Source organism: Streptomyces sp. NPDC086147 (assembly GCF_040702165.1).
In the GTDB taxonomy this organism is placed as follows: Bacteria; Actinomycetota; Actinomycetes; order Streptomycetales; family Streptomycetaceae; genus Streptomyces.
In genome coordinates, this window is sequence record NZ_JBFBJO010000009.1 from 12,587 (window position 1) to 37,998 (window position 25,412).

Below are 25,412 nucleotides of genomic sequence, written 5' to 3' on the forward strand. Positions count from 1 at the left end.
GCGCGCCCCCCCCCGCCATCCCGAGGGGGGGGTCGCTCCCGCCCGCGGGGCCAAGGGGCCCCGGCGGCGCCCCCCCCCCGCCCCCCGCCCCCCCCCCCCGCGGCCGGGCCGCGTGGTCGACGCGCCGTCCGGACCGGGCCACGTCGAGCCCGGGGATTCCAGGGGGGAATCGCATGGTTTCCGCGTACGCGGAACTGGAAGGGCGGATGCGCGACCGGCTCGGGGGCAGGGAGTGCCTCTATCTGCCGTCGTGCCGCCTCGGTCTCCACCTCGCGCTGCGCCACTGGTGCGCCCCCGGCGGCCGGGTGCTGATGTCGCCGGTCAACGACGACGTCATCCTCTTCGTCGTGCTCGCCGCCGGCCTCCGCCCGGTGCAGGCGCCGCTCGACCCGCGCGACGGCTCCCTCGACGCGGCGGCCGTCCCCGGCTCCGTCTGGAGCGGCCTGTCCGCCGTCCTCACGACCAATCTGTACGGGAACCCCGACCCGGCACCGGAGCTGCGGGAGCGCTGCGACCGGCTCGGCGTCCCGCTGATCGAGGACGCGGCCCACGCGATCGGCTCCACCGTCGGCGGACGCCCGGTCGGCACGTACGGCGAGGCGTCCGTCTTCAGCCTCTCCCAGCACGCCCGCGCCGGGACCGGCGGCTTCCTCGCGCTCGCCGGCCCGGCCCTGCGCGACGAACCGGCCGCCGCCCGCGACGCGCTGCTCCACCCGGCCCGCACCACCGCCGAACTCGCCCACCTGGCACGGCCGTACGCGGAGGCCGCCGTGCGCGGACTGCGCCTGACCGGGGCCGCCCGCGCCGCGCTGCGGGCGCTCGGCCGGGAGGAGCGGGAGGGGATACGGATGGCGCTCCGCCCCGGCACCCTGGAACGGGCCCTCCCGGCCGCGCCCGCGCTCGACCCCTTCCACTCCTGGATCCGCGTCGACCTGCACGACCACCGGCTCCGGCCGGGCGCCGCCCGGCTCCGCCGCACCGGCCGCCGGCTGGCCCGGCTCGACGCCGTCCTCGACGCCCACCGGGCGGGCACCGCCCGGCTCCTGGCCAGCGAGTACGGCTCCGGCGGCGAGGCCCGGCCCCTCTTCCGGGTGCCGCTGCTCGTCGAGGACCGGGACGCGGCCGTCGCCGCCCTCGCCCGGCGCAGGATCACCACCGGCTACCTCTACGACCCGCCGCTCGACGCCTACGCGGGCGCGCGCTTCACCGACCCCTCCCCCGCGCCGGAGCGGGCCGCCTGGTTCGCCCGGCACGCCCTGCCCGTCGACCCGCGCCGCGCCGGCGCCGCCCTCGCCGCCCTGCGGGCCGCCGGGGTGCGGCCCGCGCACCCGTCGGCGGTCCCCGGCGGCGCCCGGTGACCGGGGCCGGACCGCCCCGGGGCGCCGCCCCGGACGCCCCCGGGCGGCCCGGCGCCCCCGGGACGAAGGGCGGCGACGGCGGCTCCCGCGGCGAGGACTCGCTCTTCCGCAACGCCTACGCCCTCATGCTCTCCACCGGCGTCTCCGCCGCCCTCGGCCTCGGCTTCTGGCTGATCGCCGCCCGTCACTACACCGAGGAGGCCGTCGGACAGGGCTCCGCCGCCATCGCCGCCCAGCGGATGCTCGCCTCCGTCACCGCCACCACCCTCTCCGGCGCGGTCGTCCGCTACGTCCCCCGGGCCGGCCGCGCCACCGGCCCGCTCGTCGCCCGCCTCTACCTGCTCAGCACGGTCGTGGTGGCCGCCGCCTCCGGGATCTTCCTGCTCACCCTGGACCTGTGGGGGCCCTCGTACGCCCCGCTCGGCACCCTCTCCGCCGGCCTCTTCTTCGTCCTGTCCTCCGTCGGCTGGGCGCTGCTCACCCTCCAGGACGGGGTCCTCACCGGTCTGCGGAAGGCCTTCTGGGTGCCGGTGGGCAACGCCGTCTTCTCCCTCGGCAAGCTGGTCCTGCTCGTCCTCCTCGCCGCCGCCCTGCCCGTCCTGGGCGTCTTCGTCTCCTGGGCGGCGGCGATCGCGCTCTCCACGGTCCCGCTGGCCTGGCTGGTCTTCCGCCGGCTCATCCCGCAGCAGGTCCGCGCCGACCGGGACCGCGAAACCCCCGCGTACCGCGAGATCGGGCGGTTCGTCGCCGGGGACGCGGCCGGCGCCTTCTTCAGCCTGGCCATGATCAGCCTGCTGCCGGTCATGGTCGCGGTCCGCTTCGACGCCGCGCACAACGCCTTCTTCTACACGGCGTACACCGTCGACGGCACCATGGAGTTCATGGCCATCAACATGGCCTCCCCGCTCACCGCGCACGCCTCGCACAGCCCCGAGTCCCTCGCCGAGGGCGTCCGGGGCGCGCTGCGCCGGATGGTGCTGCTGCTCGTCCCGGTCGTCCTCGTCCTGGTCCTCTTCGCGCCGCTGGTCCTCACCCCCTTCGGCCGGGGCTACACCGACCACGGCTCCACGGTGCTGCGGCTGCTCGCCGCCGGGGCGCTCCCCCGGGTCGTGGTGGAGCTGTACATCGGCGTCCTGCGCGTCCAGGGCCGCACCGGCGTGCTCGCCGCCGTCCAGGCCGGCATGTGCGTCCTGGTCCTGGGCGGCGCGGCCGTGCTGCTCGGCCCGTACGGCATCAGCGGGGCCGGCTGGGCGGTCCTCGGCGGGATGACGGTGACGGCCGCGGCGTGCGCGCCGGGGCTGCGGGCCGTCCTGAAGGGGCGGGAGCCGGGGGCGCCCGCCGCCCCCGACGACGACGGGTACGGCACCGACTGGGCGCGGCGGAGGGCCCGTTCACGCGCCACGGCCGCCCGGGACGCGGTGACGCCCGCGTACGGCGTCCCCGTGGACGCGGTGACGCCCGCGTACGGCACCTCCGTGGACGCGCCACGGCCGCGCGCCCCCGCCCCCGGGCCCTTCTCGTACGGGAAGAACCCGACGGGCTCGTCCCCCTCCCACCAGACGGCGACCCGGGCGCGGGGCCGCACCTCGGCGACCGCGCGCGTGAACTCCGGTTCCATGAAGGGATTGGCGGGCGCGCCGGACGTGGCGCGCAGCTCCCGCCAGGCCCCGATCTCGCGCGCGCTCAACTCCCCCGGCCTCACGACCCGCATGCGGACAGCGCTCACCCTGCCGACCCCCCGGTCTCTCTCCCCCCCCCGAGTCCTGCCAGGACAGGACGGTACCGGCCCGCAACGCCCGGAGACAGGGACACCCGGTCTTTCCGTGACTGACCCGCGAAGACGGGGACACGGCGAAGTGCCCTACTCAGAAAGGGACTTCTCGCCCACCGCCCCGAAAAACCCGTGGTCACGGCGACAGACCCGTCGCTACCGTTGAGCTCCCCTTTCCCTGAAGAAGGCGACGCCATGACCACCCCCCGCCCGACGACGACCCTCTGGCGCCCCACGGGCCCCGTGGAGCTGGACCTCGTCCGGGAGTCGGGCTGGCGCGCCTGGCCGCCGCGGCTTCCGGAGCAGCCGATCTTCTATCCGGTGATGAACGAGGACTACGCGATCCGGATCGCCCGCGACTGGAACGTCAAGCACGACGGCGCGGGCTTCGTCACGCGCTTCGAGGTCGACACGGAGTTCCTGGGCAGGTACCCGGTCCAGCAGGCGGGCGGGCGGACGATCCTGGAGCTGTGGGTGCCGGCGGGGGAGCTGGAGGAGTTCAACGCGCATATCGTGGGGGAGATCCAGGTGGTCCACGAGTTCCGCTGAAAGCCGTCGATCGCCGTTTCCCGTGCCGAGGAGTACCCGATGAGCGTGCGCCGCGTCGTCCCCAACCTCCGTACGGAATCCCCGGAGGAGAACAGGGACTTCTACGGTCTCCTCGGCTTCGAGCAGGTCATGGACCACGGCTGGATCGCGACCCTGGCCTCGCCGGCCGTCCCCGCCGCCCAGGTCAGCCTGATGGGCGCGGACCTGACCGCCCCGGTCACCCCGGACCTGAGCGTGGAGGTGGAGGACGTGGACGCGGTGTACGCGGCGGTGCGGGCGGCGGGCGCGGAGGTCGTGCACCCGCTGACGGACGAGGACTGGGGCGTGCGGCGCTTCTTCGTGCGGGACCCGGACGGCCGGGTCGTCAACGTGCTCGGCCACCGGGCCTGAGAGGAGCCGTCGCCATGCGCTGGAAGGTCCACGGGGAGCGTCCGCTCCACGAGTACCCCTGGGTGAACCTGTGGCTCGCCGACGTCGAGCGGCCCGACGGGCAGCGGGACGAGTACTACGTGGTCAAGCTCCGCGATCTCGCCGTCGCGGCCGTCGTCAACGACCGGCGCGAGGTCCTGATGATGTGGCGCCACCGCTTCGTCACCGACGTGTGGGCCTGGGAACTGCCGATGGGCCTGGTCGAGGACGGCGAGACCCCGGCGGAGGCGGCGGCCCGCGAGGTCCTGGAGGAGACGGGCTGGCGCCCCGGCCCCCTCACCCCGCTGATCTACTCGGAACCCGCCAACGGCATCACCGACGCCCGGCACCACGTCTTCCGGGCCGCAGGCGCCGTGCACGAGGGCCCGCCGACCGAGCTCAACGAGTCGGACCGGATCGAGTGGATCCCCCTCGCGGACGTCCGGGGCATGATCGCCCGTCGCGAGATCGTGAGCGGCGCGACCCTGGTGGGACTGTTGCAGCTGTTGCTGGACGAGCCGCCCGGCACGGCGGGCGGCTGAGGCGCCGCGCCGTCACCAGCCGAGCTGCGGCTCGCCCAGCACCTCGCCGCCGATGTACGAGGCGAGCTTCCGGGCCCGGGACAGGTCGCCGAACTTGCTCACGTGGACGAAGACGGTGTGGTATTCGGCCCACCGGCCCCACTGGGCGTCCTCGCCGTGGAACACGACCTGGACGCCGTCGTACTTCGCCGACGGGGACCGGTCCGATTCCGGGTCGTCCGGCCACAGGCCGTGCCAGTCGACGGCGGCCGTGCCCCGGCCGAGAACCCTGACGAAGCGATCCTCCACGCTCCCGGTCGGCGCGTCCTCAAAGAGGTCCAGCGGAAGGTGCGGCTCCAACGTGGCGTCGTCCGTCGCGTCGACGTCCAGGTCGAACCAGACGTCCTCTCCGTCCGGCCCGGTGCGCCGGTTCACGTAGTCGTACCTCGCCCCGGGCAGGACCTCCGCCATGGCCCGAAGCTCCGCGACCGTCCGCAGCTCGGCGAAGAGCCCGACCTCGTCGTCCCTCTCCTCCAGCAACCCGCACAGACGCTCGGCCCGCGCGTACGCCGTCGCCGCGTCAGTGGTCCGGAAGACCGCGTACGCCCTCGAATCACCCATGCCCGGAACGGTCACACGCCCGGGCGGGCGCCCGCCACCGCGTTTCGCGCGACCGGTTCGTCAGCTCAGCGACTTCTCGACGGCCTCGAAGACGTCGGCGTCCGTCTCCTGCTGCCAGACGGGCAGCTCGGGCCAGTCGGCCACGTATCCGGGCTTCGGGTCCTCGAAGTGCTTGTACATCTGCGCCGTCCAGCACGTCGCGACGAAGCGGCCCTTCTGCTCGCGGGACAGCCGGGCCGTCGTACCGCCGCTGATCTCGACGAACTGCCGCACCTGCTCGTACACGGCACCCGCCGCCTCGCGCTCCCACTGCGGGGTGTCGTCCCACGGCGTGACGTAACCGGCCTTCGGCTCGCCGGGGAAGTGCCGGCGCACTCCCGCGATCCAGGTTTCCCGGAACAGTCGTGCACCCTCGGTCTGCGTCATGCCTACCCCTCTCGTCACGGCGTGCTCAGAGCGGCGATCTCGCTCCCCAGGTCCGCCACGCGGTGGTCGCGGCTCAAGGGACCGAACTCGTCGCACAGGGAGCGGAGTCTACGAGCGACACGAGCCCGTCAAGGTGATCGACAAGATCGTGTGACGAGCTCGGGGCATTCGCGTCGCTTCGGGATCGGGATCGGGATCGGGCCGACGATCGCATGATCGGAAAGGTGGTCCCAGGAGTCGGCTCGGGGACGTAATGGTGATCGCGGCGGACGAGGTCAGGAGCCGATCCACAGGGAGGTGGGCCCGCAGTGATGCGGCTCCGGGGAGCACCTGAGTCCGCCGCGCGGTACCGGCTTCGGTCAGTCGGTCGTGCTGGACGCACGGTCGAGTTCCGTGCGCAGGGCCGCGTTCTCCTCCTCAAGGACGGCGATCCGCTTGCGGGCGAAGTAGAGCTCCATGACGGCGTCGTGGAACTCCGAGACGAGTTGCTCGGGTGTCAGTTGCATGGTGTGTTCCGTGGGGTGACCGTTCAGGCGGACGCGATCTGGGTGACGGTGCCGGCGGATCCGCGCCAGTAGAGGGCGCCGTCCTTGGCGTAGAGGGCGCCGCCGCCCTTGGAGTCGATGCCGGTGGGGACGGTGGCGGCGTTGCCGACGCGGACGGTGCCCTCGACGAGGAGGCCGGCCGGGGTGGTGGGCCGCTGCACGATGTGGACCTGGGCGTAGGGGGTCGCGCCGCGTTCGATGCCGATGCCGATGCGGCCGCTGCCCTTGACGGCGAGGTCCTCCACACCGGGGTTGTTGCGCAGGGTGATGAGGTTGCCGGTGGTCGGGCCCTCGGTGGCGGTGAGGAAGATGCCCTGGCTGGCGGTGCCGGCGGTCTTCAGGTCGATGGAGATCGCGGAGGCGCCCGTGTCGGTGCCGTCGGGGCGGCCCACGTGGCTGATCTTCAGGGTGCCGCGGTCGACCTCACGGCCGGTCAGGTAGACCGCCGAGGTCTGCGGGTTGTCGGAGACTATGTTCAGGGCCACCCCGGAGCCCGACGTACCGGCCTGGTAGACCGTCAGGGCGTGCTCGGTCGTCGAGGTGGTCTTGAGGAAGGCCGCGTTCGCCGTCCCATCGGCGCGGAAGTTCTTGGCGACGACCGGCCCGTCGAACACGGTCGGGTCCCCCGGCGCCGCCTCCGGAGCGGCGGCCGCGGTGCCGGCCGCCGCCAGCGTCACGGCTCCCGCGGTGAAGCCGCCGAGGAAAATCCTGCGTCCCACAGTCATGGTGTCTCCTTGTTCTGGAAGCGGAAGCGTATTTCACGCCAGAACTCACCCTGCGCACAAGTGTGGTCAGGCGATTTTCGCTGGTCGTTCCGCCCCCACGTGCCCGCTTCGGTGGCGGTGACGACGGTGTGGTGGGGGCGGACCGTTCCGGGCCGTCAGCTGCCGTCGATGAGGCGTTCCGCGAACTCGGGTGAGAAGTCACCGGCCTTGTACTGGGGGCCGTCCACCGGGCAGCGCGCGTCGTCGAGGTGCCGGCCGTCGGAGTCGCCGGGGTTCTTGATCCACAGGTAGTACGCGGCGCCGCCCTCACCGACTCGGGATGCCGGGCCCAGCTTGCGCAGCGGCGGGTTGCAGAAGCCGACCTGTCCGCTGGTCTCGTTCCCGGGGACCCTGTAGGCGCCGTTGCCGTTGCGGGAGGTGTCCACGACCCAGGTGGTGTCGACGCCCAGTCGCTCCTTGACCCGTGCGGCGAGTCGGCGGCCGTAGTCGTTGGAGATGTCGGTGGAGTGGTAGTTGGCCACGTTCACCGCCACGCCGTCGGCCAGGTAGATCCCGGAACGGCCCAGCAGGTCGGCCATGTCGCTCAGGCCGATGCCCTGGTCCGCCGGGTTGTCCTCGCGCCGCGCGCCCAGCGTCCACGTCGCGTTGCCGGCGTCGATGTACGTCTTGACGTGCGGGCCCTGCGCGTCGAGGTGCTGGTTGGCGTACCAGAGCATGTCGAAGCGGGCCTCGCGCCCCTGCGGGGTGAGGCAGTTCTGCTCCACGTCGGCCTGGGCCACGGCGTCCGGTTCCAGGACGACGAGCGCCGGCCGCTTGGCGATGCCGGCGACGAAGCCGTTGATCCAGGCCTTGTACGCGTCCACGTCCTTCGCGCCGCCGCCGGAGGCGCCGCCGCAGTCACGGCCCGGGATGTTGTAGGCGACGAGCGTCGGCAGCTGTCCGGCGGCCGTGGATCTGGTGACGTAGTCGTCGACGGCCGTCTTTATGTCCGTGTTCCAGCCACCGAACCACTTGACGGTCGTCCGGTCGGCCACCTGGCTGCCGATCCTGGCGGCACGGGCGTCGACGGGGTGGGGCGCGGAGTGGGCGTCCACCCACCTGCGCGCGTTGGAGTCGGGATCGACGAAGAAGCCCTCGCGCGCCGTCGACGTCGTCAGCGAGACGTTGTCGAGGGTGATGTCGGTCCGTACGGGCTGGCCGCCCACCTGGAAGTCGATGTGGCCGTCGTCCGAGGCCAACGAGGAGGTGAAGGTCCAGCTGAAGCGCTGGGTGGTGGTGGTCAGGTCGAGGGTGTTCGCCAGGGTTTCCGGATACGGGTCGGTGCCCAGCTGAACGGTCGACTTGATCTTCGCGGCCGTGGACGCCCTGGCGTCGAAGGAGAGGGTGTACCGGGCGCCCCGGCGCAGCTTGATGTCGTTCTGGCCCACGACCGTGCGGTAGAGCTGGCCCACCTGGCTCGCGGGAGCCGGCTCGACCGTCGCCCGCAGCGCGCCACCGACGGAGTTCACCGACGCGCCGGGGGTTCCCCACCAGTGCTCGGTGGTCGTGGTGAAAGTACCGTTCTGGGCCAGCTCGCCGTATACGGCCTGCTCCGGGGCCGCCTGGGCCGTGGGGGTCGGAAGGGTGAGAAGACCTGCGGTGAGCGCCGACGCGGCGAGGGCGGCGAGGGGCAGGGAGAGACGTCTCATGCTCGACTTCCTTCGATGAGTCCCTTCCACCCGGTGCTGGAGGGTGGAAGGGGCTGTTCAGAGGGCGTGGTGACGAGGCAGGGCCCCTCGTCGTCGGCGTGCTGATCCCACTCGGCACATCAGCGATCGAAGGGGCCCTGAAGGTTTCCGCATCCTGCCATGCCCGACGTCCCGCGCGAGCTGGTCGAGCATGTTCCCCGGCTGCTCCACGAGCCCCGACGGGTGCGTAACACCCCTTGGCGCAGGCTCGGATGCTTCGGCGGACGCCGCTCACGCCGACGGCCTCGTGCACGAGGCCGTCGGCCGGAACACCCTTTCTGATCAGCGTGTTCTCCAACTCGCCGCATCGGGTGTGGAGTTCACCCCGGCATCCTGCGCCGCGACGGTTCTCGGACCGGACCCTCAGACCACCCGCACTCCGCTCCGCCACACCTCCGACACCAGCGGCACGCCCGGCCGGTAGGCCAGGTGGACGTGAGACGGGGCGTTGAGGAGGGTGAGGTCGGCCCGGGCGCCGGGGGTGAGGCGGCCGACGTCCGTGCGGCGGAGGGCCGCCGCGCCGCCGGCCGTGGCGGACCAGAGGGCCTCGTCGGGGGTCATGCGCATGTCCCGGACCGCCAGGGCGATGCAGAAGGGGACGGAGGAGGTGAAGGAGGAGCCGGGGTTGCAGTCCGTGGAGAGGGCCACCGTGACGCCCGCGTCCAGGAGGCGGCGGGCGTCCGGCCACTCGGCGCGGGTGGAGAACTCCGCGCCGGGGAGGAGCGTGGCGACCGTGTTGCCCGAGGCCAGCGCGTCCACGTCCGCGTCCGTCAGGTGCGTGCAGTGGTCCGCGCTCGCCGCGTCCAGTTCCACCGCCAGCTGGACGCCGGGGCCGTACGAGAGCTGGTTGGCGTGGACGCGGGGGTGGAGGCCCTTCGCCCTGCCCGCCGTGAGGATCGCGCGGGCCTGGTCGCCGTCGAAGGCGCCCTTCTCGCAGAAGACGTCCACCCAGCGGGCGTACGGGGCGCAGGCATCCAGCATCGGGCCGGTGACCAGGTCGACGTAGGCCGCCGGGTCGTCGGCGTGGTCGGGGGAGACGATGTGCGCGCCGAGGTACGTGACCTCGTCCGTGTGCCCGGCGGCGATGCGCAGCGAGCGGGCCTCGTCCTCGACCGTCAGGCCGTAGCCGGACTTGGTCTCGAAGGTGGTCGTGCCCTGGGCGAGGGCCTCGCGCAGGTAGTGGGCGACGTTCGCCGACAGGGCCTCGTCGCTCGCCGCGCGGGTCGCCGCCACCGTCGTGCGGATGCCGCCCGCCTTGTACGGCTGCCCCGACATGCGGGCGTTGAACTCGGCCGTGCGGTCGCCCGCGAAGACCAGGTGCGAGTGGGAGTCGACGAAGCCGGGGATCACGGCCCGGCCGCCCGCGTCGACCCGGTTGTCAGTGGTCGGTGCTTTGCTGGATTCACCGACCCAGACGACGCGGTCGCCTTCGACGACGACGGCCGCGTCCCGGATCAGACCCAGAGGACTTCCATCACCGAGGGAGGGATCGTTGGTGACCAGGCTCGCGATGTTGACGATGGCGGTGGCGGGCGTCGCCACGGCGCTGTTCGCGCTCGTGGGGGCGGAGGTCGCCGCCGCGCTGTTCCTCGCCTCGGGGCCGGTGTTCATGGTGGGGGGTGTCTCCTTCAGCCGCGCAGGGCGGCGATCGAGTCGGCGAGGGCCCGGGGCACGTCCGGTACGGACGAGTGGACCCCGTCCCGTACGACGTGACGACCGCCCACGACCGTGTGACGCACATCCGCTGCCGACGCTGCGAATACCGCCGTCTCGGCTGCCAGACGCGGTGCCGGTCCCGCTGTCCTGACGGAGTCCAGGGCGATCGTCGTGAAGTCGGCGAGGGCGCCCGGCGTCAGCTCGCCCGCCTCCTGCCAGCCGAGGGCCGCGTGGCCGTCCGCCGTCGCCGCGCGGAGCAGGGACGCGGCGGTCCAGTGGCCCCGGATGTGGGTGCGCAGGCGCTCGTTCAGCTCCATCGCCCGCGCCTCTTCGAGGATGTCGACGACCGCGTGGCTGTCGCTGCCCAGGGAGAGGGGGGAGCCGGCGCGCTGGAGGTCCACCGCCGGGCCGATGCCGTCCGCGAGGTCGCGTTCGGTCGTCGGGCACATGCAGGTGCCGGTGGAGGACGAGCCGATGAGGGCGATGTCGTCGGAGGTCAGGTGGGTGTTGTGGACGCCCGTCGTCCGGGGGCCGAGCACGCCGTGTTCGGAGAGGAGCCGCGTGGGGGTGAGGCCGTGGGCCGCCAGGCAGGCGTCGTTCTCGGCCGTCTGCTCCGAGAGGTGGACGTGGAGGGGCGCCTCCCGGCGCCGGGCCCAGTCGGCCACCGTGGCGAGCTGGTCCGCCGGGACCGCCCGTACGGAGTGGATCGCCGCCCCGATCCGTACGCCGTCCCGCTCCTTGAGCGCCGAGGCCCGCTCGGCCCAGGCGTCCGCCGTGCCGTCGGTGAAGCGGAGCTGGTGGTGTTCGGGGGCGGCGCCGAAGCCGGAGGAGAGGTAGGCGGTGTCGAGGAGGGTGATGCGGACGCCCGCCTCGGCGGCGGCCGCGATCAGGGCCTCGCCCATGGCGTTGGGGTCGGCGTACGGGGCGCCGCCGGGGGCGTGGTGGAGGTAGTGGAACTCGCCGACGGAGGTGATGCCGGCGAGCGCCATCTCCGCGTACACCGCGCGGGCGAGGGCGAAGTAGCTGTCGGGGGTGAGGCGCTGGGCGATCTTGTACATGGTGTCGCGCCAGGTCCAGAACGTGCCGGAGCCGACCTGGACCGTGCCGCGCAGGGCGCGGTGGAAGGCGTGCGAGTGGGCGTTGGCCAGGCCGGGGACCGTCAGGCCGCGCAGGACCTCCGCGCCCGGGGGCGGGGTCTCCACGTCCGTGCGGACCGAGGTGATCCGGCCGTCCGTGACCTCCAGGACGACGCCCGGCTCGACGGCGGGGTCGATCCAGGCGTGCTCCAGCCAGTACGCGGTCGTCAGCGGCACGCCAGCTCCTCCAGTACGTCGGCGAGTGCGCGGACCCCGGCCAGGCAGTCGTCCTCGGCCGCGAACTCGGCCGGGGAGTGCGAGACGCCCGTGGGGTTGCGCACGAACAGCATGGCGGTCGGGATCGATTCGGACAAAATACCCGCGTCGTGGCCCGCGCCCGTACCGAGGACCGGGACCTTGCCCGAGGGCCCCGTGGCGCCCGTGGCGCCGGTGGTCCGCGCGGCGGCGTCGCCCAGGATCCGGGACAGCTCGTCGCGCAGGGCGTGCGAGAAGTCCACGACCGGGGTGAAGGACTCGCGGACGACCGTGAGGTCGATGCCGTGCCGGTCGGCGTAGTCGCGGGCCGCCGTCTCGACGCCGGTGACGACCGCGTCCAGGGCGTCCTGGTCGGCGGCGCGCGCGTCGAGCCAGCCCCGGACGAGGGAGGGGATGGCGTTGACGCCGTTCGGCTCGACCGCGATCTTGCCGAAGGTGGCGACGGCGCCCGCGAGTTCGGCCTCGCGGCGGGCGGCGAGGACGGTCTCGGCGTAGGTGAGCATTGGGTCGCGGCGGTCGACGAGCCGGGTGGTGCCGGCGTGGTTGGCCTCGCCCGCGAAGTCGTACCGCCAGCGGCCGTGCGGCCAGATGGCGGAGGCGATGCCGACGGCGTCGCCGGACAGGTCCAGGGCCCGGCCCTGCTCGACGTGCAGTTCGACGAAGGCGCCGATGCGGGCGAGCCGTTCGGGGTCGGGGCCGATGGCGTCGGGGTCGTACCCGGCGGCCTCCATGGCCTGCGGGAGGCTGATCCCGTCGCCGTCGCGCAGCTCGTACGCCTGCTCCTTCGTCAGGCGTCCGGCGGTGAGGCGGGAGCCGACGCAGGCGAGGCCGAAGCGGGCGCCCTCCTCGTCGCCGAAGTTGACGATGGCGAGGGGACGCCTGAACGAGACGCCCCGGGCGCGCAGTTCGTCGAGCGCGGCGAAGGCGGAGACGACGCCGAGGGGGCCGTCGAAGGCGCCGCCGTCGGGGACGGAGTCCAGGTGGGAGCCGGTGACGACGGCGTCGCCGGCCGTCGGGTCGCCGAGCCAGGCCCACTGGTTGCCGTTGCGGTCGGTCTCGACGTCCAGGCGGCGGGCCTCGGCCTGCATCCGGAACCAGAGGCGGCAGTCGGCGTCGGCACCGGTCCAGGCGTGGCGCCGGTAGCCGCCGGAGGCGTCGCTGCGGCCGATGGGCCGCAGCGAGCGCCACATGGCGTGGAAGGTCTCGCTCACGCGGAGCCTTCCCCGGAGCCGGACGCGTCGGAACCGGACGCGTCGGAACCTGACGTGTGGGAACCGGAAGCGTCGTCGCCCTCGCGCATCGGGACGCGGACGCCCTTCTCGTCCGCGACCCGCTCGGCGATGTCGTAGCCCGCGTCGACGTGGCGGATGACGCCCATGCCCGGGTCGTTCGTCAGCACGCGGCGGATCTTCTCGCCCGCGAGGGCCGTGCCGTCGGCCACCGAGACCTGGCCCGCGTGGATGGAGCGGCCCATGCCGACGCCGCCGCCGTGGTGGAGGGAGACCCAGGAGGCGCCGGAGGCGACGTTGACCATGGCGTTGAGCAGCGGCCAGTCCGCGATGGCGTCGGAGCCGTCGAGCATGGCCTCGGTCTCGCGGTACGGGGAGGCGACCGAGCCGCAGTCCAGGTGGTCGCGGCCGATGGCGAGGGGGGCGGCGAGGGTGCCGTCGGCGACCATGTCGTTGAACATGGCGCCGGCCTTGTCGCGCTCGCCCTGGCCGAGCCAGCAGATGCGGGCGGGCAGGCCCTGGAAGTGGACGCGCTCGCCGGCCATCTTGATCCAGCGGTGCAGCGACTCGTTCTCCGGGAAGAGGTCGAGGATCGCCTTGTCGGTCTTGTGGATGTCCGAGGCCTCGCCGGAGAGCGCGGCCCAGCGGAACGGACCCTTGCCCTCGCAGAACAGCGGGCGGATGTACGCCGGGACGAAGCCCGGGAAGGCGAAGGCGCGGTCGTAGCCGGCGAGCTTCGCCTCGCCCCGGATCGAGTTGCCGTAGTCGAAGACCTCGGCGCCCGCGTCCATGAAGCCGACCATGGCCTCGACGTGCCGGGCCATCGACTCGCGGGCCCGGACGGTGAACCCGGCCGGGTCCTTCGCCGCCGCGTCGGCCATGTCCTCGAAGGCGACGCCGACGGGGAGGTAGGAGAGCGGGTCGTGGGCGGAGGTCTGGTCCGTCACGATGTCGATCGGGGCGCCCTCGGCAAGCATCTGCGGAAGCAGCTCGGCGGCGTTGCCGAGGAGGCCGATGGAGAGCGGGCGGCGGGCGTCGCGGGCCTCGACGGCGAGCTGGAGGGCGTGGGCGAGGTCGTCGGCCTTCACGTCCAGGTAGCGGTGCTCGATGCGGCGCTCGATGGCGCGCGGATCGACGTCGATACAGATGGCGACGCCGTCGTTCATCGTCACGGCGAGCGGCTGGGCGCCGCCCATGCCGCCGAGGCCGGCGGTCAGGGTGATGGTCCCGGCCAGGGTGCCGCCGAACTTCTTGGCGGCGACGGCGGCGAAGGTCTCGTAGGTGCCCTGGAGGATGCCCTGGGTGCCGATGTAGATCCAGGAGCCGGCCGTCATCTGGCCGTACATGGTGAGGCCGAGCTGCTCCAGGCGCCGGAACTCCTCCCAGTTCGCCCAGTCGCCGACCAGGTTGGAGTTGGCGATGAGGACGCGCGGGGCCCACTCGTGGGTCTGCATGACGCCGACCGGGCGGCCGGACTGGACGAGCATCGTCTCGTCCTGCTTGAGGGTGCGCAGGGTGCGGACCATCGCGTCGAAGGAGCGCCAGTCGCGGGCGGCCTTGCCGGTGCCGCCGTAGACGACGAGCTTGTCGGGGTGCTCGGCGACCTCGGGGTCCAGGTTGTTCTGGAGCATCCGGAGGGCGGCCTCCTGCTGCCATCCCAGGGCGCTCAGTTCCGTACCGCGCGGGGCCCGTACCGGGCGGGGTCCTGACATGGCGGTGCCTCCTCGAATGTCGTTCAGATATTCACATCCTGGCGTGATGAATAGTTGTAGTCAACAGGGCCCGCCCTCATCGCGCGCTCCCCTCCCGCTCCCACCCCCGATGGACGACGATGGGACCCATGGCCTCCTCCCGTCGCGATCTCGCCGTCCGCGCCTCCGTCGACCAAGGACTCCTCTCCCCCGCCGAACCGGTCGTCGCCCTCCTCGACACCGCCGGCATCCGCGCCTCCGCCGCCGCTCTGACCAGCGCCTTCGCCGCCGTCACCGACGCGCCCGTACTGCACGCCTTCGCCGTGAAGGCCGCCCCGCTCGTCCCCGTACTGCGCCTGCTGCACGAGGCCGGGATCGGGGCCGAGGTGGCGAGCCCCGGCGAGCTGGCCCTCGCCCGCGCCGCCGGGGTCCCGCCGGACCGGACCGTGCTCGACTCCCCCGCCAAGACCCCGGACGAGCTGCGCCGGGCCCTCTCGCTCGGGATCGCGGTCAACGCCGACAACCTCCAGGAGCTGGACCGGCTCGACGCCCTCGTCGCCTCCGGACCCACCGCCTCGCCCCTCGGACTCCGGGTGAACCCGCAGGTCGGAGCCGGTTCCATCGACGCGCTCTCCACCGCGACCGCCACCTCCAAGTTCGGCGTGGCGCTCCGCGACGAGGGCGCCCGCAAGACCGTCGTCCAGGCCTACCTGGACCGCCCCTGGCTCACCCGGCTGCACACCCACACCGGCTCCCAGGGCGTCCCGCTCGCCCTGATGGCACAGGGCGTCGGGGAGGCGTACGCGCTCGCCGAGGAGATCAACCGGGCCGCCGGCCGGCGGCAGGTCGACACCCTCGACATCGGCGGCGGCCTCCCGGTGAACTTCGCCTCCGACGAGGAGACGCCGACGTACGCGGAGTACGCCCGGCTGCTCGCCGACGCCGTCCCCGGCCTCTTCGACGGCCGCTACCGCCTCGTCACCGAGTTCGGGCGCTCACTTCTGGCCAAACACGGCACGGTCCTCGCCCGGGTGGAGTACACCAAGAGCTCCGGGGGCCGCCCGATCGCCGTCACCCACGCGGGCGTACAGCTCGCCACCCGTACGGTCTACGCCCCCGGCTCCTGGCCGCTGCGCGTCCTCGCGTACGACTCCGAGGGCCGGCCCCGCACCGGGGAGACCGCCGTCCAGGACGTGGCGGGCCCCGCCTGCTTCGCCGGGGACCTGATCGCCACGGGCCGCGAGCTGCCGCTGCTGCGGCCGGGGGACGTGGTGGCGGTGCCGGACACCGGCGCGTACTACTTCGCCCATCACTACGCGTACAACAGCCTGCCCCGGCCGGGGATCCACGGCTTCGCCGTGGCCGGCGACGGGACGGTGGCCTTCACGGCCGTGCGCAGGGCCCAGACCTCCGAGGAGATCGTCGCCGAGGCGGGCGGGGACCTGGCGGACGCGCTGGTGCGCACGCCGGCCGAGCAGGTCGAGGCGGTCGAACCCGGTGAACCGGCCGGACCGGCCGGGCGGAGGGGTCGAACAGAAAGAGGGCCGACAGTCCGGTAGCGCCGCCCCCGCGCCCCGGGTTCCATGAGGACATGAGTGGTGAAGGCATGACCGGAACGGGTACGGACGGCACCACCTCCGTCGTCGTCGAGCGCCGGGTCGCCGCCTCCCCCGGGCGGGTCTGGGAGGCGATCACCGACCTCCCCGGCCTGCCCCGCGTCCTGACCGGCGTCCGGAAGGTGGAGGTGCTCACCCCGGGCGGCTTCGCCGTGGGCACGCGCTGGCGCGAGACCCGGCGGATGCTGGGCCGGGAGGCCACCGAGGAGATGACCGTGACCGCGTGCGAGCCGCCCGACCGGTACGTCACGGTCGCCGACTCCCACGGCATGCACTACGTCTCCGAGCTCACCCTCACCCCCGACGGGACCGGGCGCGCGCCCGACGGGACCGGGTCCACCGTCCTGCGGATGTCCTTCTCCGCCCGTCCCGCGCACGGGCGCGCCCCGGGCCTCCTCGGCCGGGCGTTCGCCCGCCTCGGGGCGAAGGCCGTCGCCAAGGCGCTCGCGAAGGACCTGTCGGACGTCGCGAACGCCGTGGAGACCCGGGTCTGACGGGCCCACCACATCCGCCCGCCGAGGGCAAGGGATCAATTTCCGTCAGACCCGGGCATGTTCCGATGGAAAATGCCAGAACACCTCCCCCGGAGCGGAACGTTCAGTAGCGTCACCGTTACTGCCGCACGTTCGCACGCCGCATCGGGAGGGGAATCCGCGTGCCCGGAATCGACGAGTGCCTAACGGAGGCCATGACCCTACCGGGTGCTCGGGGCGCCTCCCTGGTCGACTGGACCAGCGGGCTCGCGCTGGGGACGGCGGGCGACTCACCCGTCGGGGACCACGAGACCACGGCCGCCGAGACCGCCGAACTGGCCCGCTCGGCGGCCGAATTCGACACCTTCCTGGCGACGGACGACGACGCCGGAGGGGCGGGGGACGACGAAGGGCCCCCCGTCGAGGACCTGATCGTCACCACCCGGGCCGGCTACCACGTCCTCCGCTTCGTCGAGACCTCCTTCGACAGCAGCGTCTTCCTCCACCTCTGGCTCGACCGCGACACCGGCAACCTGGCCCTCGCCCGCATGAGACTCCGCGACATAGCCGAGAAGCTGGTCCTCGGATGAGCACGGTCGCCACCCCCGTCTCCCCGATGCTGGTCCGGCTCGCCGCCGAGAAGGCCACCGGCGCCCTGCTGCGCGACCACGGCACGCTCTACCTCGTGGACGGCCGGGTCGTGCACGCCGAGAGTCCCGCCGCTCCCGGCGTCGACGTCCTCCTCACCACCGGCGGCCGGCTGCCCCGGGAGAACTGGGACGAGGCGGTCGACCGGGCCGGGGCCCACCGCGCGGTGGGCCGCTTCCTCGTCGACAGCGGGCGGCTCCAGGACGGGGAGCTGGAGATCTGCCACCTCGGCGCCGTCTTCGACGCCGCCTTCTTCGCCCTCTCCCCCACCAGCGGCCCGACCCGCTTCCGGTACGGGGTGGGGCACTGGTTCGGCACGGTGCGGCCGGTCTCGGCCGAGGCCGTCGAGCGCGAGACCGTGCGCCGCCGCGAACTCCTCGACGCCGTCTGGCCGTACCCCGCCGTGGACACCGCCCCGGTCGTCCCCCGCCCCGCCGCCCCCGGCCAGACCGTGGGGGCCCGGCAGCGCGCCCTGCTCGCGGCGGCCGACGGCGAGCGGAACCCGGCCGAGCTGGCCCGGCTGCTCGGCCGCCCCGCCTTCCACACGCTCCTCGACGTCCGGCGGCTCGCCGCCGCCGGACTCGTCGAGACCCCGCTCACCCCCGAACCCGAACACGACCCCGTGCCACCGGCACCGGCCCTCTTACCCGTCCTGCCGGTGCCCGATCCCGACATCGCCCTGCTGCGCCGGCTCCGTGACGCCCTGGAGGCACACCTGTGATGAGGCGTGCCCTGCGCATGCGCGCCGAGAGGAGACAGCTCATGACGGCAGAAGCCGAGGTCCTCGGCGAGCTGAGACGGCTGCGGGCGCGACTGCCCCAGCTCACCGGAGCCCTGGCGGCCAGCGCCGACGGACTCGTCCTGGCCCACGACACCGTGGACGGCGAGGCCGAGAGCGTGGCCGCGCTGACCGCGGCGGCGCTGGGCGTCGGCCAGCGCCTCACCGACTCCACCGGCCAGGGCCGCTTCCGCGAACTGCTCGTACGCGGCGAGAGCGGCTACGTGGCGACGTACGCGGCGGGCGGCTCGGCCGTCCTGACGCTGCTCGCGGAGCCCCGGATCAACGTGGGGCGGCTCCATCTGGAGGCCCGCCGGTCCAGCGCCCGGATAGGCGAGCTGGTCGACGGGGCCCTTGAGCGCAGGGAGCCGGCGACCCGGCTCGGGCAGCTCCCGCCCCCGTATCCCGGCAAGCCCCCGCACCCCGGGAGTCCTCCGCTGCCGGGGAGGCCCCCGGTCCGCGAGGTCCGCCACCCGAGGAGCCCGTAGCCCGGCACTTCCAGAGACCCACGGCCCGAGAGGCCATCACCCGAGAAGCACGTCACCCCAGAAGGAAGAAGTACGACACCATGGCGAACACCGAGACCTCCCTCAAGGAAGCGGCCTCCATCGACGGCGCGATCGGCGCTGCCCTCGTCGACTACACCAGCGGCATGGCGCTCGGCACGATCGGCGGCGGCAAGGAGCTCGACCTGAACGTGGCCGCCGCCGGCAACACCGACGTCGTCCGCGCCAAGGTCCGGGCGATGGAGATGCTGGGGCTCAACGACGAGATCGAGGACATCCTCATCACCCTCGGCACCCACTACCACCTGATCCGGCTGCTCAAGGGGCGCAACACCAACGGCCTCTTCCTCTACCTGGCCCTGCACAAGGACCGTGCGAACCTGGCGATGGCCCGCCACCAGCTGAAGAAGATCGAGGCCGAACTGGACGTCTGACGGCGGGAGGGCCGCCCGCCGGACAGGGCCTACTCGACGAACAGGCCCCGCGCCGCCGCCTTCGCGTCGAACTCCTCCAGACGCGCCTGCGCGTCGGGGAGCTCGTCGGCCATCGCCTCCAGGAGGACCCGGCCGAGCATCATGGGGGCGCAGGCGGTGTCGAAGGCGAGTCCGGTGCCGACGGCGGCCGGGATCAGCAGGTCGCTGTGGGCGGCGACGGGCGCGAACGCCGAGTCGGCGACGGTCACGACCGCCAGCCCGGCCGCCCGCGCGTACTCCAGGGCCTCGACGACCTCGCGCGGGTGCCGGGGCAGCGCGAAGCAGAGCAGGGCCGTGGCTCCGGCCCGTACGGCCGCGTCGACGCGGTCCGTGAGCATCGAGCCGCCCTCGTCGAGGAGCCGCACGTCCGGGTGGACCTTGGCGGCGAAGTAGGCGAAGCCGCGCGCCTGCGAGGAGGCGGCCCGCAGCCCGAGCACGGGCAGCGGACGGGAGCCGGCGAGGAGCCGCCCGGCCCGCTCGACGGGCCCGGGGTCCGCGAGCAGCCCGGCGAGGTGCCGGAGGTTCCCGATCTCGGCGAGCACGGCCTGCTGGTACTCGTTGAACGCCTCGCCCCCGTCCGCTCCGGCCCCGGAGTCGGCCTCGGGGGGCGCGACCTCCCGCAGGTGGCGGCGGAGCGCCGGGTACCCGTCGAAGCCGAGGGCGACGGCGAAACGGGTGACGGAGGGCTGGCTGACCCCGGCCAGTTCGGCCAGTTCCACGCTGGACAGGAACGGCACGTCTCCCGCGCGCCGCACCATGCAGTGCGCGATCCGCCGCTGGGTCGGCGTCAGCCGGTGCCCCTCGAAGAGGGCCTGGAGCCGACCGGCCGGGCTGTCGCTCACGTCGCCCTCCCCTTTCATCTATTCACTCGCGCGTCGCTCTGCATAAGGATATGCACGATCTGCTGCGGGCGGTCCTGGAAAGAGGATGACGGAAGGGCCCCTCACCGCTGCGAGGGGCCCTTCCGTCAGGCTTGGCGCGGGGACCGCCGCACCCCCGTTGCCGGGGGGCGGGACGACGGCGGTCCCCGCGAGGGACACGGGCCCGGGTCAGGGCCGGTCCGCGTCCGGCGGCGTCTGTGGAGGCCCGGGAGCCGCTCCGGAAGTCCGTGACGCCGACGAGGAACAATCTGCCGGACGCGTGTTAAGCGGGTGCTGCGCGGACGTGTCGCGCTCGTACCAGTTGCGCGAACTCGCCCGCGCGCCCCGTTTCCGGGCCCGCCCCGCGGCGCCGACCGCCCGTTTCCGGGCCCGCCCCGCAGGGCCGTCCGCCCGCCCCCGGGGCTACTTCGCGCCGCCGCCCGCCAGGAAGGCCAGCAGGTCCTGGCGGCTGACGACACCGGTCGGCTTGCCCTCGACCAGGACGGTCGCCGCGTCGGCGGCCTCGCCCAGGACGGCCATCAGGTCGGCTACGGGCTCGCCGGAGCCGACCTGCGGCAGCGGCGCGCTCATGTGGCGCTCCAGCGGGTCCTCCAGGGACGCCTTCTTGGTGAAGAGGGCGTCGAGCAGCTCGCGCTCGACGACCGAGCCGACGACCTCGGCGGCCATGACGTCGGGGTGGCCGGCGCCCGGCTTCACGATGGGCATCTGGGAGACGCCGTACTCGCGCAGCACCTCGATGGCCTGGCCGACGGTCTCGTCCGGGTGCATGTGGACGAGGGAGGGCAGACCGCCCTCCTTGTGGCGCAGGACGTCCGCGACGGTGGCGGAGGAGGTGTCCTCCAGGAAGCCGTAGTCGGCCATCCACTCGTCGCTGAAGATCTTGGACATGTAGCCGCGGCCGGAGTCCGGGAGCAGCACGACCACGACGTCGTCGGGGCCGAGGCCGCGGGCGACCTCCAGGGCCGCGACCACGGCCATGCCGCAGGAGCCGCCGACGAGGAGGCCCTCCTCCTTGGCGAGGCGGCGGGTCATCTGGAAGGAGTCCTTGTCGGACACGGCCACGATCCCGTCGGCGACCTTCCGGTCGTACGCGCTGGGCCAGAAGTCCTCGCCGACGCCCTCGACCAGGTACGGACGGCCCGAGCCGCCCGAGTAGACGGAGCCCTCCGGGTCGGCGCCGATGACCTTGACGGCGCCGCCGCTGGCCTCCTTGAGGTAGTTGCCGGTGCCGGAGATGGTGCCGCCGGTGCCGACGCCCGCGACGAAGTGGGTGATCTTCCCGTCCGTCTGCTCCCACAGCTCGGGACCGGTGGTCTCGTAGTGCGAGCGCGGGTTGTTCGGGTTGGAGTACTGGTCGGGCTTCCAGGCGTTCGGCGTCTCGCGGACGAGCCGGTCGGAGACGTTGTAGTACGAGTCCGGGTGCTCCGGGTCGACGGCGGTGGGGCAGACGACGACCTCGGCGCCGTACGCCCGCAGCACGTTGATCTTGTCGAGCGACACCTTGTCGGGGCAGACGAAGATGCACTTGTAGCCCTTCTGCTGGGCCACGATCGCCAGGCCGACGCCGGTGTTGCCCGACGTGGGCTCGACGATGGTGCCGCCGGGCTTCAGCTCGCCGCTGCGCTCGGCCGCCTCGATCATCCGCAGCGCGATCCGGTCCTTGACCGAGCCGCCGGGGTTGAAGTACTCGACCTTGGCCAGGACGGTCGCCTGGATGCCCGCTGTGACGTGGTTGAGCTTCACCAGCGGGGTGTTGCCGACGAGGCTGATCATCGAGTCGTGGAATTGCACCGTAATCTCCGGGGTCTCCGTAATGGTGTGGCCAGCGTATGCGTAGTCGGAGCGGGTTACGGGGCAGTTACACCGTGAACGGCTTGAAGGAGGTGACGGCCCCATGTCGAGGGCGAGGGTGGCGCGGCGGATCGCGGCGGGTGCGGCGTACGGCGGCGGGAGCATCGGGCTCCTCGGGGTCGCGACGGTGGGGGTCCTCCTCGCCGAGGCGCACCTCGCGAAGCGGACCGTCGGGGGCGGGGCGGCTCCGCTGCCGCCCGTGGCGGACGGGCTCTACGGGCGGGCGTTCGGGACGGAGGATCCGCTACGACTGGCCCTTCTGGGTGATTCCACGGCGGCGGGCCAGGGCGTGCGCCGCACCGGGCAGACGCCGGGCGCGCTGCTCGCCTCGGGGCTCGCGGCGGTGTCGGAGCGGCCGGTGCTGCTGCGGAACGTGGCCCTGTCGGGGGCGCGCTCGGACGACCTGGAGCGGCAGGTGTCGCTGCTGCTCGCGCAGCCCCTGGGACCGCCGGACGTGTGCGTGATCATGATCGGGGCGAACGACGTGACGCACCGGATGCCGGCGACGGAGTCGGTGCGGCACCTGGCGGCGGCGGTGCGGCGGCTGCGGACGGCCGGGTCGGAGGTGGTCGTCGGCACCTGCCCGGATCTGGGCACGATCGAGCCGGTCTACCAGCCGCTGCGCTGGCTGGCCCGGCGGGCGTCGCGGCAGCTGGCGGCGGCGCAGACGATCGTGGTGGTGGAGCAGGGTGGCCGGACGGTGTCGGTCGGGGACCTGCTCGGCCCGGAGTTCGCGGCGAACCCGCGCGAGATGTTCGGGGTGGACAGCTTCCATCCGTCGGCCGAGGGGTACGCGACGGCGGCGATGGCCGTGCTGCCGACGGTCTGCGCGGTGCTCGGCGCGTGGCCGGAGGCCGACCGGCTGGAGCCGGCGCGCCGGGAGAACATGCTGCCGGTGGCGAAGGCGGCGGCCGAGGCGGTACGGGAGGCGGGCACCGAGGTCACGGGCGCCCGGGCGCCGTGGGCCCTGCTCAAGCACCGCCGCAGGCGGCGGCTGCCGGTCGCGGCGGAGGCGGCGGAGGCCCCGGCGGAGCCCGCCCCTTCGCCGGAGGCTCCCGCGTCGGAGGCTCCCGCCAACTGATCGCCCGCCGGGAGCCGAGTACCGGGAGCCGAGAACTGTGTACCGGGAGCCGGGAACAAAGCCCCGGCGGGCGCCGTTCCCGAGGAGGGCTCACTTCCTGAGCGACCGCTTAGAAAAGAGGCCCGCATCACACGCCCGTCCCGGTGACCCCGTGCGGTACGTACGGGTAACTTCCCTTTCAGTCCGCCCACTCCGCACCCTCATGGAGCCGTGATGCCCGAAGCCGTGATCGTCTCGACCGCCCGTTCCCCCATCGGCCGGGCCTTCAAGGGCTCCCTGAAGGACCTGCGCCCGGACGACCTCACCGCGACCATCGTCCAGGCCGCCCTGGCGAAGGTGCCCGAGCTGGACCCGCGCGACATCGACGACCTGATGCTGGGCTGTGGTCTGCCCGGCGGCGAGCAGGGCAACAACCTGGGCCGGATCGTGGCCGTGCAGATGGGCATGGACCACCTGCCGGGCTGCACGGTCACCCGCTACTGCTCCTCCTCGCTCCAGACCTCCCGCATGGCGCTGCACGCGATCAAGGCGGGCGAGGGCGACGTCTTCATCTCGGCCGGCGTCGAGATGGTCTCCCGCTTCACCAAGGGCAACTCGGACTCCCTGCCCGACACGCACAACCCGTTCTTCGCCGAGGCCGAGGCCCGCACCGCCGAGGTCGCCGCCTCCGAGGGCTCCACCTGGCACGACCCGCGCGAGGACGGCGTCGTCCCGGACGCGTACATCGCGATGGGCCAGACCGCCGAGAACCTGGCCCGGCTCAAGGGCATCGGCCGCCAGGAGATGGACGAGTTCGGCGTACGGTCGCAGAACCTCGCCGAGCAGGCCATCAAGAACGGCTTCTGGGAGCGCGAGATCACCCCGGTGACGCTGCCGGACGGCACGGTCGTCTCGGCGGACGACGGCCCGCGCGCGGGCGTCACCCTGGAGGGCGTGCAGGGCCTCAAGCCGGTCTTCCGCCCCGACGGCCTGGTCACGGCCGCCAACTGCTGCCCGCTCAACGACGGCGCCGCCGCGCTCGTGATCATGTCGGACACCAAGGCCCGCGAGCTCGGCCTGACCCCGCTGGCCCGGATCGTCTCCACCGGCGTCTCCGGCCTCTCCCCCGAGATCATGGGCCTCGGCCCGGTCGAGGCGTCGAAGCAGGCCCTGAAGCGCGCCGGCCTCACCATCGGCGACATCGACCTGGCGGAGATCAACGAGGCCTTCGCCGCCCAGGTCATCCCCTCCTACCAGGAGCTGGGCCTGGACCTGGACAAGGTGAACGTCAACGGCGGCGCCATCGCCGTCGGCCACCCCTTCGGCATGACCGGCGCCCGCATCACCGGCACCCTGATCAACGGCCTCCAGTTCCACGACAAGCAGTTCGGCCTGGAGACGATGTGCGTCGGCGGCGGCCAGGGCATGGCGATGGTGATCGAGCGGCTGAGCTGAGCCGCGGCGATCGGCGCGCGTCCCCCGGCCCCCGAGGGGTCAACCGCACCGCGTCCCAGCCGTGACCGAATCTCCCCCAGGATGTGACCTACGTCCCGGGGGAGTTCGTTTTCGCAGGTCAGACTGGTTTCGGGACTAAACACCTGGCTGAAATACCTGTCCAATTCGTGACGTAATGCACTGACAGCGGCCCCCGCCTCACGACAAGCTGAGGTAGGAAGTCGGGGGATCGACTCGGAATCGGGAGTACGTCAGTGAGCGCCATGCCTCTTGCCCTGCTGCTGACCACGGCCGCCGCCACGGCCGTGGGCGCTGCCGCCCTGCACGCCGTCCACGGTCTCCGCAAGCAGGTCACCGCCCTGCGGCGCGAGCTGGCCGCCGGGCACGGCGTGACAGTTCCCGCCGCCCGTGCCACGCCCGCCGCCGAGATACGGGCCGCGGTCGCGGAGGCGCTGGCCGAGGAGCGCGAGCGCGAGCTCGCCGAGGCGCGGGCCTTCTGGGCGGCTCAGGAGGCCCGGGACGCGGCCGACGCCCCGTCCCTGCTCGGCGGCCTCGGCGGCCCGGCCGAGGACGGCTCCTTCTTCGTGCCGCGCCAGACCGACTTCGTGGGCCTGGAGGCGATGGCCCTGGAGGCCATGGAGGCCGAGGCGGCGGCGCTCGACGGCGCGGCGGAGCCGCTGGACGAGTTCCCCGAGGACTCCCCGGAGCTGGCCGCGGCCCGGCGTCGGCACCCCTCGCACCCGGACTTCGTGCCGGTGCAGACCCCGGTCGTCACCGACCACGAGCGGACGGTGGCGCGCCTGGAGGAGCTGGCCGACACGCGCACGGCCCTGACCGACGTCCGGCCGGGCCCACTGGGCACCCTGGACGTCTACGTCTTCGCGGACGGCACCACGCTCTGTATGACCCCCGGACACCGCGAGACCGCGGAGCGCCTCGCGGAGGCCCTGCGCGCGGGCCGCACCCCGGTGCTGCTCGGCGGCTCGGGCGTCTCCGGCGCCTTCGCCCTGACCTTCTCGTACGGCGACTCGGACGAGGAGAACGTCTACATCCTCGCGGACCGCGTGATCGCCTCCCTGTAGGGCCAGGAAC

25 protein-coding genes and 1 pseudogene are annotated in these 25,412 nt (G+C 73.3%); 15 read left to right on the plus strand and 11 right to left on the minus strand.

Going from position 1 to position 25,412, the window contains the following annotated elements:
• The first annotated feature begins 173 nt into the window (after positions 1-173).
• From AB0398_RS20415 to AB0398_RS20435, 5 genes are read left to right on the plus strand one after another with little or no spacing between them, the layout of a single operon-like run.
• A complete protein-coding gene (locus AB0398_RS20415) occupies positions 174-1,358 on the plus strand; it encodes a DegT/DnrJ/EryC1/StrS family aminotransferase (RefSeq protein WP_366376958.1) in 1,185 nt (394 codons plus the stop codon).
• A complete protein-coding gene (locus AB0398_RS20420) occupies positions 1,355-3,295 on the plus strand; it encodes a lipopolysaccharide biosynthesis protein (protein WP_366376960.1) in 1,941 nt (646 codons plus the stop codon). The genes AB0398_RS20415 and AB0398_RS20420 overlap by 4 nt, the downstream gene beginning before the upstream one ends.
• A gap of 29 nt (positions 3,296-3,324) precedes the next feature.
• The gene (locus AB0398_RS20425; RefSeq protein ID WP_366376962.1) at positions 3,325-3,678 is read left to right on the plus strand and encodes a hypothetical protein; all 354 of its coding nucleotides are present in this window, start codon (positions 3,325-3,327) and stop codon (positions 3,676-3,678) included.
• A 39-nt stretch (positions 3,679-3,717) separates the two neighbouring features.
• Complete coding sequence (locus AB0398_RS20430; protein ID WP_366376964.1) at positions 3,718-4,068, plus strand: VOC family protein; 351 nt, start codon at positions 3,718-3,720, stop codon at positions 4,066-4,068.
• 14 nt (positions 4,069-4,082) lie between these two features.
• A complete protein-coding gene (locus tag AB0398_RS20435) occupies positions 4,083-4,628 on the plus strand; it encodes an NUDIX hydrolase (RefSeq protein WP_366376966.1) in 546 nt (181 codons plus the stop codon).
• 12 nt (positions 4,629-4,640) lie between these two features.
• On the opposite strand, the gene AB0398_RS20440 is transcribed toward AB0398_RS20435, so the two are convergent.
• The 5 genes from AB0398_RS20440 to AB0398_RS20460 all read right to left on the minus strand — a co-directional run bounded on the left by AB0398_RS20440 (position 4,641) and on the right by AB0398_RS20460 (position 8,612).
• Positions 4,641-5,228 (minus strand): hypothetical protein, encoded by a 588-nt coding sequence (locus AB0398_RS20440; protein ID WP_366376968.1) that lies wholly within the window; start codon positions 5,226-5,228, stop codon positions 4,641-4,643.
• Positions 5,229-5,288: 60 nt separating this feature from the next.
• Entirely contained in the window at positions 5,289-5,654 is a 366-nt protein-coding gene (locus AB0398_RS20445; protein ID WP_366376970.1) for a hypothetical protein, read from the minus strand.
• Between the two features lie 359 nt (positions 5,655-6,013).
• Positions 6,014-6,160, minus strand: a complete 147-nt coding sequence (locus AB0398_RS20450; protein WP_366376972.1) for a hypothetical protein — start codon at positions 6,158-6,160, stop codon at positions 6,014-6,016.
• Between the two features lie 23 nt (positions 6,161-6,183).
• Positions 6,184-6,924 (minus strand): hyaluronoglucosaminidase, encoded by a 741-nt coding sequence (locus AB0398_RS20455; RefSeq protein ID WP_366376974.1) that lies wholly within the window; start codon positions 6,922-6,924, stop codon positions 6,184-6,186.
• Between the two features lie 155 nt (positions 6,925-7,079).
• Positions 7,080-8,612, minus strand: coding sequence for a glycoside hydrolase family 6 protein (locus AB0398_RS20460; protein WP_366376976.1), 1,533 nt, complete (start codon positions 8,610-8,612; stop codon positions 7,080-7,082).
• Between the two features lie 98 nt (positions 8,613-8,710).
• Here AB0398_RS20460 and AB0398_RS20465 point away from each other — a divergent pair.
• Positions 8,711-8,870: pseudogene (locus AB0398_RS20465) on the plus strand (IS5/IS1182 family transposase); the annotation flags it as partial.
• Positions 8,871-9,014: 144 nt separating this feature from the next.
• Here AB0398_RS20465 and hutI read toward each other — a convergent pair.
• From hutI to hutU, 4 genes are read right to left on the minus strand one after another with little or no spacing between them, the layout of a single operon-like run.
• The gene (gene hutI / locus AB0398_RS20470; protein WP_366376978.1) at positions 9,015-10,262 is read right to left on the minus strand and encodes an imidazolonepropionase; all 1,248 of its coding nucleotides are present in this window, start codon (positions 10,260-10,262) and stop codon (positions 9,015-9,017) included.
• 17 nt (positions 10,263-10,279) lie between these two features.
• On the minus strand, positions 10,280-11,620 hold the full coding sequence (locus tag AB0398_RS20475; RefSeq protein WP_366376980.1) for a formimidoylglutamate deiminase: 1,341 nt from the start codon (positions 11,618-11,620) through the stop codon (positions 10,280-10,282).
• Positions 11,611-12,849 (minus strand): allantoate amidohydrolase, encoded by a 1,239-nt coding sequence (locus AB0398_RS20480; RefSeq protein WP_366377234.1) that lies wholly within the window; start codon positions 12,847-12,849, stop codon positions 11,611-11,613. The genes AB0398_RS20475 and AB0398_RS20480 overlap by 10 nt, the downstream gene beginning before the upstream one ends.
• Positions 12,850-12,866: 17 nt before the next feature.
• Positions 12,867-14,600 carry a urocanate hydratase gene (gene hutU / locus AB0398_RS20485; RefSeq protein WP_366376982.1) on the minus strand — a complete coding sequence of 578 codons (1,734 nt, stop codon included), beginning with the start codon at positions 14,598-14,600 and terminating at the stop codon, positions 12,867-12,869.
• Between the two features lie 119 nt (positions 14,601-14,719).
• On the opposite strand from hutU, the gene AB0398_RS20490 reads away from it, so the two are divergent.
• From AB0398_RS20490 to AB0398_RS20515, 6 genes are all read left to right on the plus strand, one after another.
• Positions 14,720-16,138 carry a diaminopimelate decarboxylase gene (locus AB0398_RS20490; RefSeq protein WP_366376984.1) on the plus strand — a complete coding sequence of 473 codons (1,419 nt, stop codon included), beginning with the start codon at positions 14,720-14,722 and terminating at the stop codon, positions 16,136-16,138.
• A 32-nt stretch (positions 16,139-16,170) separates the two neighbouring features.
• Complete coding sequence (locus AB0398_RS20495) at positions 16,171-16,689, plus strand: SRPBCC family protein (protein ID WP_366376986.1); 519 nt, start codon at positions 16,171-16,173, stop codon at positions 16,687-16,689.
• A gap of 161 nt (positions 16,690-16,850) precedes the next feature.
• On the plus strand, positions 16,851-17,258 hold the full coding sequence (locus tag AB0398_RS20500) for a hypothetical protein (protein WP_366376988.1): 408 nt from the start codon (positions 16,851-16,853) through the stop codon (positions 17,256-17,258).
• Positions 17,255-18,037, plus strand: a complete 783-nt coding sequence (locus AB0398_RS20505; RefSeq protein WP_366376990.1) for a transcriptional regulator — start codon at positions 17,255-17,257, stop codon at positions 18,035-18,037. The genes AB0398_RS20500 and AB0398_RS20505 overlap by 4 nt, the downstream gene beginning before the upstream one ends.
• A 41-nt stretch (positions 18,038-18,078) precedes the next feature.
• The gene (locus AB0398_RS20510; protein WP_366376992.1) at positions 18,079-18,582 is read left to right on the plus strand and encodes a roadblock/LC7 domain-containing protein; all 504 of its coding nucleotides are present in this window, start codon (positions 18,079-18,081) and stop codon (positions 18,580-18,582) included.
• A gap of 80 nt (positions 18,583-18,662) precedes the next feature.
• Positions 18,663-19,034, plus strand: coding sequence for a hypothetical protein (locus tag AB0398_RS20515; RefSeq protein ID WP_125667118.1), 372 nt, complete (start codon positions 18,663-18,665; stop codon positions 19,032-19,034).
• Between the two features lie 29 nt (positions 19,035-19,063).
• On the opposite strand, the gene AB0398_RS20520 is transcribed toward AB0398_RS20515, so the two are convergent.
• Positions 19,064-19,915: a MurR/RpiR family transcriptional regulator gene (locus AB0398_RS20520; protein WP_366376994.1), complete on the minus strand. Its 852-nt coding sequence runs from the start codon at positions 19,913-19,915 to the stop codon at positions 19,064-19,066.
• A gap of 441 nt (positions 19,916-20,356) precedes the next feature.
• Positions 20,357-21,745, minus strand: coding sequence for a cystathionine beta-synthase (locus tag AB0398_RS20525; protein WP_366376996.1), 1,389 nt, complete (start codon positions 21,743-21,745; stop codon positions 20,357-20,359).
• A gap of 103 nt (positions 21,746-21,848) precedes the next feature.
• Between AB0398_RS20525 and AB0398_RS20530 the strand changes: the two genes are divergently transcribed.
• From AB0398_RS20530 to AB0398_RS20540, 3 genes are all read left to right on the plus strand, one after another.
• Positions 21,849-22,886, plus strand: a complete 1,038-nt coding sequence (locus tag AB0398_RS20530; RefSeq protein ID WP_366376998.1) for an SGNH/GDSL hydrolase family protein — start codon at positions 21,849-21,851, stop codon at positions 22,884-22,886.
• 213 nt (positions 22,887-23,099) lie between these two features.
• A complete protein-coding gene (locus tag AB0398_RS20535) occupies positions 23,100-24,320 on the plus strand; it encodes an acetyl-CoA C-acetyltransferase (RefSeq protein ID WP_366377000.1) in 1,221 nt (406 codons plus the stop codon).
• A 263-nt stretch (positions 24,321-24,583) separates the two neighbouring features.
• A complete protein-coding gene (locus tag AB0398_RS20540; protein ID WP_366377235.1) occupies positions 24,584-25,402 on the plus strand; it encodes a hypothetical protein in 819 nt (272 codons plus the stop codon).
• Positions 25,403-25,412: the final 10 nt, after the last annotated feature.